The following is an 11,985-nucleotide window of genomic DNA, read 5'->3' as shown; positions in this document are numbered from 1 at the left end:
AGTCTAAAAATTCATATAAAATTATGGCAAATTCCTTTAAAGTTTTCTTTCCTTTACACTGTTTATTAAACTCCTCTAAAGGAGTGACTATAGTTTCTCTAATATCATTTAATCTTTCTAATCTTTGCTTATTTTCCTCTGATATATCTTCTTCTTTTAAAATACTAGAACTATAATTAACCCATTCTTCCATCCACTTATTACCCTTTATTCCATAAGCCAATACATAGTTTTCTAATTCATCAATAAGCTCTGCCCCTTCAATACCTTTAAACTCTTTAATAAGACCAGTTTTAAGATATTTAAACATACTTTCATAAGTCCAATTTTTACTTATTATATCTACTGCTGAGTTTATAAAAATAATAAGTGGATTACTAGCTATATCTATTTTCTTATCTATATAATAAGGAATCTCATATTCTGTAAAAATAGCTGATACAACCTTCTCGTAATTATCTATATCTCTGCATATTACTGAAATATCCTTAAATCTATATTGCTTCTCTCTAACAAGCCTTAATATATCTTTAGCTACAAACTCAATTTCATCATAGTTATTATTTGCTCTATAAAGTCTTAAACTATTATTTTTTCCTTTATACTGTTTAAAAGGATATGCATAGAGCTGTCTTTCTATATGTGCTAATTCCTTATTCTCTTTAAATCTATATGGAATATCTTCATTTAAATTAATATATCCATTAAAAGCAATTCCTTCTTTTTGTATTAAATTCATTAACCTTTTTTCTGTATTTTTTGTGGCCACAAAAAGATCACTTTCTCCTTTAAGAGAATTTACTTCATCTATGGACAAAGTTATGTTAACGCTTTTAGCTCTTTTTAATAGCTTTCCTATAACACTTAATTGATTTGGAGTAAATGAACTAAACTCATCTATCCAAATTTCAGCTCCATCATATAAAGAACATTTTTCTAACTTTTCATTTAATAGTAAAAGTTGATCCTCTTCATCAACATATCCCTCATGAAGCCTTGAGTTAAATTCATTAAAAACATCCTTTAATTCTTCCATCTTCATTTTAAGATTTTCATCTTCTATTTCATTAATAGTTAAATCTAAAACTTCATTATTAACATTATACTTTTTAAACTCAGTTATTGTCTTTGATGCTATATCTATAAACCCTTTTTGTCTAGAAGCATTTTTAAACACTCTCATATCATCACATAAATCTTCTAATACCTTAAAAATAAGCATACTTTTACCAGCACTTCCCATAATAGTTCTTGTTACTCCTCCACACTCATTAAAAACATTATGAGCAAGTCTTTTAAAACTAAGAACCTCAGCATTTAAAACATATTTTTCTCCTATGGCATTTAATACTTTATTTTCAGTCTGAAAAGTAAATTGTTCTGGAACAATTAAAACTAATTTATTAGTAGATTCATTATTTATTTTCTTTTTTATTTGATTTATACAAAAAGTACTTTTACCAGTACCTGCTCTTCCATATATAATTTTTAAGCCCATATTTACACCTCAAAGTTCATTTATATATTTCCAAATTATTACCTCTTATAATAACATTTTATACTTAATTATGCTTTTTAAATAGCAATATGACAAAAAAAATATATAAGGTATTTTATTATAGAAATAGCTTACAATACATTATATAATAATGGTGAAATCTATAAATTTTATAAATAATCATAATTATGATTATTATTTATAAAGGGGTGTTTTAAATGAATATAAGTGATACTTTCAAAAAATTAATGGATACTACAGCAGATATAGAAACTAATCTTGGTAATCCAATGGCATGTTTTCTTGAAAAACAAGAAAGAGAGGAAAAGGCACACAAAAAAGATGAAAAAGCACACCACAAAAAAATAAAAGATAAAGATAAAAGTGATAATTAAAATATAATTTATTAACATAAAAGTTCAAATTATCAACAGAAAATATAAAACTCTAATGTTTCTTGTGCATAACATTTAGAGTTTTTTTTTAATAATTTTCTATTTTAATAGGTCCACCTATTATATCTCTTCCAACAAAAAGAGCTCCCTTTTCATCAGCTTTTATTGTCCACTTTATAAGTGAAATCTCTCCACGCTGAATTTCTATTGCTGTAATAGTTCTAGGTAATACACAACATCCTATGTTAAAGTATGTTGATTCATTTCTACTTTTAGGAAATAGTGTTTTATGAGTATGTCCTAAAATAACTCTAGTTTTATTTTCCTCTGCCCAATTGCTTATTTTTTCATCAAATAGATTACTTTTATTATTACTCTTTGCAGGACTTGTAGGATCTTTAAAACCCATAAAAGCTTCTAAAATAGCCCAAACATATCTTACTAAAAACTTTGACAAAAAGGCCAATTCATTATTTAAAAAATCAATTTGATGACCATGAAGTACAAAAAAATCTTTTTTACTTTCTTCATGCACTAGCACTAAAGATTCATATATCTCTAAAGTACTATAAAAATCTGAAGCTGAGTGATTAAATCTATTTCTTTTCTTATTTCTCCTTAAAAATTTCATTTTACTTTTATCTTTATCATGATTTCCATATATCATATAAAGTCTGTTTTTTTCTTTAAAGTCTTCTAATACCTCATAAATTTCATGGTTCATATCATATATCTCTTGTATATCTTTAAACTTCCATAATTCATCACCATCTCCAACTTCTATATAAGTAAATTTATTTTTATAATAATACCTTATAGCTGATAGATAAATATTGATATTAGGAGCTAAACTATCTTTATATGTGCCATCTCCCCTATGACAATCACTAAAAAATACTATTTTAGAATTACTATTAAAAATAATTTCTTTAGAATTATTTTTTAAATCATTTAGTTTTTCAACCTTCATTCATAACTCCATAAAAATACTGATTTATATATATTTATATTTTTTACTTTTATTATTTGTGTATTACTTAAAGGATTTTTTAAAAAGGATTTTAAGGAAGCTTTTATTGAACTTTTAAATGAAGATAATGAAAAGCTTAAACTATTTATTAAGGAATATCTTAGAGAACATAACTTCTATAAAAGAAATAAAAATTAAGTAAATAAAAAAAGCATCTAGTAAAACTAGATGCTTTTGGCGGAGAATCCGGGATTTGAACCCGGGCGCCGGTTGCCCGACCTACTCCCTTAGCAGGGGAGCCTCTTCAGCCACTTGAGTAATTCTCCACTTGTGGCGGAGAGAATGGGATTCGAACCCATGGTACGCTCACACGCACGCCGGTTTTCAAGACCGGTGCCTTAAACCAACTCGACCATCTCTCCACGTTTGACACATTTATTATTATATCATTTTCATTTTATATGTCAACTATTTTTTTATAAAAAATATACTATTTTTTTGCCATTATAGTATCTTTTTTGTTTAATAATTATTTTAATGGTATTTTCATAAATAATACCCAAGTAAATACTGTTAAAAGAAATCCTATTATATTTAATATTAATGGTAAATTACCTTCATTATGCTTTTTAAAAGCTATGTAACCAGAAATAATACCAGGAATTGAAAAAGGTAATCCTATAATAAAAAAGTATAATGCTGCAAAAATACTACTCCATCCTAAATATAACGATAGTGTATATGCTGTTGATCTTCTTGGTTTTTTATGTATAACTGGCTCTGATGATCCTTTCAAAATATCTCCTCCCAATAAAATTCATACAATTAAATTATACATTTTTAACTATAAACAAAATTATATTATCTATAAATTTTATATTAACAATTTTTACATTTAATAAATTATAAAAATATTTTACTTAAATCTGTTCTCTAACAATTATTAATTACATAAAGAAGTTTATCTAAAGTACTTTATAAAGTAAATCCCTATCCAAATTATTTTTTAATTTTACATTATACATAAATAAAAGCATCTAGTTTTACTAGATGCTTTGGCGGAGAATCCGGGATTTGAACCCGGGCGCCGGTTGCCCGACCTACTCCCTTAGCAGGGGAGCCTCTTCAGCCACTTGAGTAATTCTCCATAATATCCCATTTTTATTTTTTATAAAAAAAATGGCGGAGAGAATGGGATTCGAACCCATGGTACGCTCACACGCACGCCGGTTTTCAAGACCGGTGCCTTAAACCAACTCGACCATCTCTCCGCGGTACGATAATTATTATACCAACGGTTTAATCTTATGTCAACACTTTTTTATAAAAAATAAAAGTGGCTTTATCAAAACTATAATTTAGTAAAATTATTTAGAAAACTCCTATTATTTTTAAATGCATTTTTCAGCTTTAAATTTTCATTAAACTGTTTCATTAAGTTAAGCAGATTTTTAGTTAATTCTTTATCCATTCACTCTAACCGTCTAAATTTATTACATTTATTTCCATATTTATCACAATTACATTTATAGTTATATTTACAATTATCCATGATTATAGTTTACTTTTAATTGAACTAATTTATACTATATTAACTTTTTATTTTTTAACAAAATAAAAAACGGCATTAAAAATACCGTTTTTTAACTCTATACTAAAACTCTTAATTTAAATATATAAATATAAAATTAATAATATATTTTTTCTAAAAAAAACTATATTATTTTAGTACATTACATCTCATATATTCTTTTAAAGCTTCTGGTATAACTACTGATCCATCTTCTTGTTGATAGTTTTCTAATATAGCAGCTACAGTTCTTCCAATAGCAACCCCTGATCCATTTAATGTATGAACAAATTGTGGTTTTTCCTTTGGAGAATTTTTATATTTAATGTTAGCTCTTCTAGCTTGGAAATCTTCAAAGTTTGAACAACTTGAAATTTCAACATATCTATTGTAGCTTGGCATCCAAACTTCTATATCATATTTTAATGCAGCTGTAAATCCTAAATCACCTTTACATATTCTAACTATTCTATATGGTAATCCTAAACCTTGTAATACAGATTCAGCATCTTTAACTAATTTATCTAATTCTTCATAGCTTTGCTCAGGTTTACAGAACTTAACTAACTCAACTTTATTAAATTGATGTTGTCTTATAAGTCCTCTTGTATCCCTTCCTGCTGAACCAGCTTCTGCTCTGAAACAAGCACTATATGCAGCATGCTTTATTGGAAGTTTATCTCCATCTAAAGTTTCATTTCTATACATATTAGTTACAGGAACTTCAGCTGTCGGTATTAAGAAATATCCATTGTTTTCTACTTTGAAAGCATCCTCTTCAAATTTTGGAAGTTGACCAGTACCAGTCATACTATCTCTATTTACCATGTATGGTGGTAATACTTCAGTATACCCATTTTCAAATGTATGTTTATCTAAGAAGTAGTTGATTATAGATCTCTCTAATCTAGCACCCATTCCTTTATAAACTGTAAATCTTGATCCAGCAACCTTTCCACCTCTTTCGAAGTCTAAAAGATCTAAATCTGTTCCTAAATCCCAGTGTGCTTTTGGTTCAAAATTGAATTTAGTAGGTTCTCCCCATCTCTTGATTTCAACATTGTCCTCATCAGTTTCTCCTTCTGGAACAGTTGGGTTTGGTATATTAGGAATTCTTAGCATGATGTAGTTAATTTTATCATTTAATTCAGCAACTCTAGCATCATCACCCTTTATTTTGTCTCCTATTTCTCTCATTTCAGCCATTACTTCTGTAACGTCTTCTCCAGCTTTTTTTCTCTTAGGAATTTCAGCTGATACTTCATTTCTTTGCTTTTTTAAAGCCTCAACATCAACTAAAATTTTTCTTCTTTCTTCATCTAAAGCTATAACTTCGTCTATAACATTTACATCGAAATCTTCTCCTCTATTAGCTAAAGCTTTTTTCACTTCTTCAGTATTACTTCTTAACTTTTTTAAATCTAACATTGACATTCTCCTTTCAAAAACCTATTTATATTTAAAATTTTATTAAATAAAAAAGGAGCCTCCATTCCCTATAAAAAGGGACGAAAAGACTCCGCGTTGCCACCCTAATTGATAAAATCAAAAAATATTTTATCCTCTTAAAAACTTTAACGGTTAATTCCGTACTGCTCATCACAGTCCCTCACAGGTGGATTCATGAAAATATTGTACTAGTTCTCACCAAAGCCACTAGCTCTCTGAAATCAATATATAACATTACTAGCCTGATCAAAGGTTTATTATTAATTTAAACATAATATATAAAAAATATACTTTAATATTTGCATTTTGTCAATTCTTAACTATCTTTTGGTAGATTTTTTGTACATATAATATCTACTCCAGTATTCATTATATTCTTACATACCACATTTCCACTTTTAGTTGGTACACCAACATATAATCTACTTAAAACATTTGAAAAATCAATCCACTTAGATACCTCAACTGGTTTATTACTTTTTACAGGAACTACATTATATTTTTTAGATCCTCTAACTCTTACCACACTAGTAAATATATCTTTATGCATTAAACCACTCCTTTAGACCCAATCAAATTCCTTAATTCTAGATGCTAAAACTTTAGAATTCTTTGAATCCTCAACTATTTCTGTTGGCTTTTTTTCAAGCTCTCTTGCTAATATATTTATTATTTTACTTATACAGTAAGCTCCATGACAAGTTCCAAAAGTAGCACCTGTTCTTCTTTTTACACCTTCAACAGTTCTTGCCCCTAATGGACGTCTTATACAGTCTACAATCTCACCTTCACTAATACCGTTACAAAGACATACTATCTTTCCATATCTCTTATCTAAAGATATAAGTTCATTTCTCTCAGCATCAGATAATTCCCTAAAACGATAGAATTCTCTTCTTTTATCTACAAAGTTTTTGTTTAAGCTACAATTTAGTTTATCTATTATCTCATCGCATATTCTCTTTGATACAGCTGGTGCTATAGTAACCTCACCATAATGATTTCCCATAACCTTTATATAACCTTTATTTTTTCTACTATCATCTATAATCATTCTATCCTGATTGTGATTATAATAGAAAATATCCTTAACATGCTTTCTACTAATACTATTTATCATTTCTTTAGCCATTTTTAATGACTTCATAAATCCTAATGAATTATTTGAGTTTATACCTATTAAAGTATCCCCATTAACAGTGTTCTTTTGAATTATAAACTCCTCTTCATTTTTTAATTTAACAACTATATTTGATGTTTTTTCTATTATTTCATCATTTAATAATAGATAATATGTTTTTAAAGCATTTTTTTGTTCATAATCTTTATCTTGATCTATAGTATAATGTTCACCTGGAGTTGTATTTATAACAAATCTACAAGTAAATTTATTTTTATTTGTAGTTACCTTAAAACCTTTAGCTATACTTTGAATATCTAAAACTACTTCCTCTAACCTAAAGCTTACTCCATTATCATAAGCTATTTCAGCAAATCCTATTGCTAAATCATATGGACTTGTAATAGCTATATTTTCTGAGTACATAGCCTTCTTTATTTCACCTTTATAGTTAGGTTCTATTTCTCTTGCTCTTTTCTCATCAATTAAATAAATATTATTTATTCCTCTTGTTTTAGCTCTCTTATAGTTCTCTTCAACTATTCTAACTGTTTCATCATTATCAGCTATAGTTAAATGTCCTACCCTCTTAAATGGAACATTTAATTTTTTAGTTATTTCAGGCAACATCATATTTCCCATATTCTCTAAGTAACTCATTAAATTGTCCTTACATTCAGAACCGTCATATACAATTGCTGTATTAACAAAGGAAACATCATCTGCAATATCAAAATCCTTCTCTATAAGAGCTATATTTAAGTTATACTTTGATAACTCATATGCAACAGAGCATCCTATGATTCCTCCACCTAATATCAACACATCATAATCCATATGTTTCACCCCTAGCTCTTAGATATATTCCATTAAAAATTATATCATAAAATATACATACTATTGTAATGATTCCTAAATTTATAGCAATAAAAAAAAGAGTATTTAAGTAAACTTGTATAAAATCTTAATAAATTAAAATTAAAAAAATCTACTTAAAATACTCAAATTTATTTTATATCTAATTTTTAATATCAAATTCGACTAGTCCTTAATTATTTTTTAAGAACTAATAATTAATTTTATTATTCTTGTGAAATTTTATTTAGAATATCCCCTAATTTATTTATAAACTCTCCATAGGTTGCCCAATCTCCATTTTTTTGAGCTTCTATAGCTTTATTAAATAAATCAGCAGCTTCCTTTACTCCACTATCATCTAAAGTTGTTTCATTCTTAGTATTTTCATCCTTATTTGAGTTTTTATTTTCTTCAGATGAACTATAATTAAATAACTTTAACAATGCTTTTTCTATATTTTCTTCTATAACTATTTTATCTCCATTAGAAAGAATTACTCTTTTCATCTCAGGCATACTATTTTCTGAATTTGCCTTTAAATAAATTGTGTTTAAATATAGTAAGGATTCTTCTATAGGGACAATAATTATATCACCATATATAACCTCAGATCCCTTTCCGGCCCAAAGACTTATTTCCTTAGAAATATTAGGATCCTGTTGTATTCTATTCTTAAATAAAATTGGACTATATATAGTTCTTTGAGGAGGGAATTTATACATAACTAATTCTCCATAGTTATCTCCATCCATTCTAGCTCCTAAAAGTGCTACCATGCTTTGTTTACCTCTCATATTAAAATAATCTAAAAGCATCATTTCAACATTTTCTTCATCAGGTAATTTCGTCATAAGATAAAGACCTTCATTTATAGCTTCATTATTTTTATTTTCTTTTGCTTTATTAAGAATTGAATCTTCCTTATCTTCATCTCCCTGACTTAGCTTCTCTCCTCCATTCTTAACAACTTCTAGTGATCTATCCCATAAATCCTCTTCAGTAAATAATTTAATAGGATCATCTACATGATATTTTGTTAATACCTTACTCTGTAATTCAAATAAGTCTTGAGGATATCTAAAATGTTCCTTTAAATCCTCTGGCATTTCTGACATAGGTTTAAATAAGCCTTTATATATTTTTAAATAACAATTAATTATAGGATCATTCTCATCTGTTACATAAAAATCTACATTTCCATTAAAAGCATCAACCACAACCTTAACTGAATTTCTTATATAGTTTACTCCCTCATTAGGCTCTGAAAATGGGTATTTATCTGTTGTTGTGTATGCATCCATCATCCAAACTAATCTTCCATCATGAACTACTATATATGGATCACTATCATAAGTTAAAAATGGGGCTATTTCTTGAACTCTATTAACTATATTACGATTAAGAATTATTTTACTTTCTGAAGTTATGGAACTAGACATTAATATTTTAGGATTTTTTTCATAAATACTAAATAAAACTCTATTAAAAGGTGTCATTTTTAATCCACCAGTTCCATTATAATTAAATGTATTCTCAGTATCTCCTGTTGGATAATCAAACTCTCCACCATCAGTATTTACAATAACATAATCATTATCACTTTCACCAAAATAAATTCTTGGATTTTCAATGTTAATATTTGCTGTGTTTACTGTTGGAATATCTTTCATAACAAAATCAGGTTGACCAAATTCTGTTACACTATTAACCCTGCTCATGGCTAAGCCATATCCATGGGTATATCTAAGATGCTTATTTTGCCATGTGGTCATAGATTCTCTATTTATTTCTCTTGGAGATACAAATACTTGAGTATATTTATCATTTATATTATATCTATCTGTGTCTGCATCATTAAATTCATAATAATTTTTTATAAGTTGAACCTGCTTATAAAAGCTTAATAAAGGTCCTGTTGAATTAACTTTTAGGTTTTCAATTATATCTTTATTATCTTCTAATTTTTCACTAGTTATATTTTCGTTTGGTTCCATTTCTTTAACTTCAATCTCATCAATGTTAAAAGCCTTTTTAGTAGCATCAATATTATAAGAAATATAAGGCTTTTCTAAATCCATTTCGTTCGGTTTAACTACAAACTGTTGAGTAATAATAGCCACTACAGGCTCTAAAACAATAAGTACAGCAATTGATGCAATTGATATTATAATAGGTCTAAATTTCAACTTTAAAATTGAAATAAAAACTACTATTGAAGATATTGCACAAGCTACAGCTATAACCTTATAAAATATCATTGTTATTTTAACATCTGTATAACTAGCTCCATAGGATACCCCTCTAGTACTATAAACTAAATTATATGACTTTAATAAATAGCTACAAGCTATAAGTAATACTAATATTGAAGCCAAAACTGCTAGTTGTTTTCCTGCAAACTTTCTTATTCCATAAGTTTTACTATTTATATTTATAACGTTATCCTTGTTTTGATTAATTTTATCTTTAAAACCTAAAACTAAATATATAATAACTGTTATAAGTACTAAAATAATTATTAAGGAAATAGCTGTGCTAAAAAGAGATTGTAATAATGGTAATTTAAAAATATAAAAAGATATATCTTTATTAAAAATAGGATCTACTTCCCCAAAAGAAACTGCATTAGTAAATTGAAGAATTTTATACCACTGAGTTTTGGCAGTAAATCCAGCTCCTAATATTGATATTGCTAAATTTGATAATAAAAAATACTTTTTAACTGATTTAAACTTAATATCACAAACCAAACTTCTAATACTTTTTCTCAAAGTAAATAAGTATATAGCTATTACACAAAAATATAATATAAATATAGGCACAAATAACTTACATATAGCAATAAGCTTAGTAAAAAATACATTTAAATATCCTACTTCTTTAAACCATTGAACATTAATAATAAAATTAGTTGAAATAAAAAAAACTAAAACTAGAAGTAAGATACTAATAAGAACTGTATTAAGTATCTTATTTTTCAAAGTTTCCCCTCCTTAAATTTTAATATTTCATATATATTGCATAAAATAAAATTTTACTAAAACTAAAATTCATATAAAGGTTTAACCTAAATAACATAATTTATAAAATATTATCCCCATGATTGAAGTTAAAATAAATTATTTGAATCTATAGAAGATCAATTAAAATCATTTGAACATAATTTACATTAAATATTAGCTTTAATAAAATTTATTAAAAAACTATGCTCTTATCCTTGAAAATTAATTCATATCATCAGCTTTTTTTAATATACATAACAATATATTCTCACTAGATTTAATAGAGTGATGTCCTTTAATAGCTTCTACAAAATCTTTATCATAATCACTTTCATTTAGATAATTAAACGCCTTATCACCATGATTATAATAAATATATACACATTTCATATTTTGAAATTTACTTATTCTATTTTTAGATATTTTCTTACCTAAAACTAGAAATGACTTTGTTATTACATTCAACGGATAATATAATTTTCCTATATCATGTAATAATCCTAACTTAGAAATTTTTCTTAATTCAATTTCTGAATTTATTCCTTTAGTTTTAGCTAAATGAACACAATCTTGAGAAACTTTTATGGAATGTAATTGTTCTCCTTTTTTTAATCTTTTAAATAAACTAAACTCATAATCATTTAAGAAGTGTCTCACATAACTATAATCTAAATCTTTAAAATTTGCAGAAATAGCCCATAAAAATTGCTTTATTCTATACGACATATTAGGTATTCACCTTCTATTCCATTAAAGATATTAATTTAAAGATATTAATAATGTAAATTATACCATATAAAGATAATTATTATATATTATCTTTCCGTTAAAATATTTATCCACCTATATGTATATAACTTATTTATTTTCTGTGGATAACTTGTTAATATTTTTAAACTTTTGTGGAAATTTTTAAGATTAATTAAAATAGATTTATTTTAGATTTGAATATATTTAAGAAAATAAAAAAACTCTAAACATTTGTTTAGAGTTTTTTGGTGGAGGTAAGGAGATTCGAACTCCTGACCCCCTGCGTGCAAGGCAGGTGCTCTCCCAACTGAGCTATACCCCCAAAAATGGTGGACCTTCAGGGACTCGAACCCCGGACCTACCGGTTATGAGC

General features: G+C 26.7%; 9 protein-coding genes, 5 tRNA genes and 1 other annotated feature. Of the genes, 1 reads left to right on the top strand and 13 read right to left on the bottom strand.

The window, feature by feature from the left end; all coding sequences use genetic code 11:
* The coding region (locus tag Q1J60_RS12075) for a helicase-exonuclease subunit AddB family protein (protein WP_300262668.1) at positions 1 to 1,498 on the bottom strand (1,498 nt) is incomplete at its 3' end.
* Positions 1,499 to 1,716: 218 nt separating this feature from the next.
* Here Q1J60_RS12075 and Q1J60_RS12070 point away from each other — a divergent pair.
* On the top strand, positions 1,717 to 1,893 hold the full coding sequence (locus tag Q1J60_RS12070) for a hypothetical protein (protein ID WP_300262665.1): 177 nt from the start codon (positions 1,717 to 1,719) through the stop codon (positions 1,891 to 1,893).
* An 88-nt stretch (positions 1,894 to 1,981) separates the two neighbouring features.
* Here the strand turns inward: Q1J60_RS12070 and Q1J60_RS12065 are convergent, their stop codons facing one another.
* The 12 genes from Q1J60_RS12065 to Q1J60_RS12010 form a co-directional block, all read right to left on the bottom strand.
* Positions 1,982 to 2,863, bottom strand: a complete 882-nt coding sequence (locus tag Q1J60_RS12065) for a metallophosphoesterase (protein ID WP_300262662.1) — start codon at positions 2,861 to 2,863, stop codon at positions 1,982 to 1,984.
* 235 nt (positions 2,864 to 3,098) lie between these two features.
* A tRNA-Ser gene (locus Q1J60_RS12060) sits at positions 3,099 to 3,189 on the bottom strand.
* Between the two features lie 5 nt (positions 3,190 to 3,194).
* Positions 3,195 to 3,285 (bottom strand) — tRNA-Ser (locus tag Q1J60_RS12055).
* 107 nt (positions 3,286 to 3,392) lie between these two features.
* Complete coding sequence (locus Q1J60_RS12050; protein WP_300262659.1) at positions 3,393 to 3,659, bottom strand: hypothetical protein; 267 nt, start codon at positions 3,657 to 3,659, stop codon at positions 3,393 to 3,395.
* 260 nt (positions 3,660 to 3,919) lie between these two features.
* Positions 3,920 to 4,010: transfer RNA gene (locus Q1J60_RS12045), tRNA-Ser, on the bottom strand.
* A gap of 33 nt (positions 4,011 to 4,043) precedes the next feature.
* Positions 4,044 to 4,134 (bottom strand) — tRNA-Ser (locus Q1J60_RS12040).
* Between the two features lie 449 nt (positions 4,135 to 4,583).
* A complete protein-coding gene (gene serS / locus Q1J60_RS12035; RefSeq protein WP_300262656.1) occupies positions 4,584 to 5,861 on the bottom strand; it encodes a serine--tRNA ligase in 1,278 nt (425 codons plus the stop codon).
* A gap of 73 nt (positions 5,862 to 5,934) precedes the next feature.
* Positions 5,935 to 6,141: a binding site (T-box leader), on the bottom strand.
* Positions 6,142 to 6,198: 57 nt separating this feature from the next.
* Positions 6,199 to 6,432 carry a DUF1667 domain-containing protein gene (locus tag Q1J60_RS12030; protein ID WP_300262653.1) on the bottom strand — a complete coding sequence of 78 codons (234 nt, stop codon included), beginning with the start codon at positions 6,430 to 6,432 and terminating at the stop codon, positions 6,199 to 6,201.
* Positions 6,433 to 6,444: 12 nt separating this feature from the next.
* A complete protein-coding gene (locus tag Q1J60_RS12025) occupies positions 6,445 to 7,839 on the bottom strand; it encodes an NAD(P)/FAD-dependent oxidoreductase (RefSeq protein WP_300262650.1) in 1,395 nt (464 codons plus the stop codon).
* Between the two features lie 245 nt (positions 7,840 to 8,084).
* Entirely contained in the window at positions 8,085 to 10,841 is a 2,757-nt protein-coding gene (locus Q1J60_RS12020) for a UPF0182 family protein (protein WP_300262647.1), read from the bottom strand.
* 243 nt (positions 10,842 to 11,084) lie between these two features.
* Positions 11,085 to 11,588 carry an HD domain-containing protein gene (locus tag Q1J60_RS12015; RefSeq protein ID WP_300262644.1) on the bottom strand — a complete coding sequence of 168 codons (504 nt, stop codon included), beginning with the start codon at positions 11,586 to 11,588 and terminating at the stop codon, positions 11,085 to 11,087.
* A gap of 270 nt (positions 11,589 to 11,858) precedes the next feature.
* Positions 11,859 to 11,934: transfer RNA gene (locus Q1J60_RS12010), tRNA-Ala, on the bottom strand.
* Between the last annotated feature and the right edge of the window lie 51 nt (positions 11,935 to 11,985).

Source organism: Clostridium sp., assembly GCF_029258205.1.
Classification (GTDB): Bacteria; Bacillota; Clostridia; order Clostridiales; family Clostridiaceae; genus Sarcina.
Note: the sequence above shows the minus strand (reverse complement) of the source record. Positions and strands in the feature narration are given on the sequence as shown.

Bases quoted from the DNA above. Each gene is read 5' to 3' on its own strand.
- Q1J60_RS12030 (WP_300262653.1), bottom strand. From the start codon at position 6,432: ATGCATAAAGATATATTTACTAGTGTGGTAAGAGTTAGAGGATCTAAA.
- Q1J60_RS12065 (WP_300262662.1), bottom strand. From the start codon at position 2,863: ATGAAGGTTGAAAAACTAAATGATTTAAAAAATAATTCTAAAGAAATT.
- Q1J60_RS12025 (WP_300262650.1), bottom strand. From the start codon at position 7,839: ATGGATTATGATGTGTTGATATTAGGTGGAGGAATCATAGGATGCTCT.
- Q1J60_RS12015 (WP_300262644.1), bottom strand. From the start codon at position 11,588: ATGTCGTATAGAATAAAGCAATTTTTATGGGCTATTTCTGCAAATTTT.
- Q1J60_RS12070 (WP_300262665.1), top strand. From the start codon at position 1,717: ATGAATATAAGTGATACTTTCAAAAAATTAATGGATACTACAGCAGAT.
- serS (WP_300262656.1), bottom strand. From the start codon at position 5,861: ATGTTAGATTTAAAAAAGTTAAGAAGTAATACTGAAGAAGTGAAAAAA.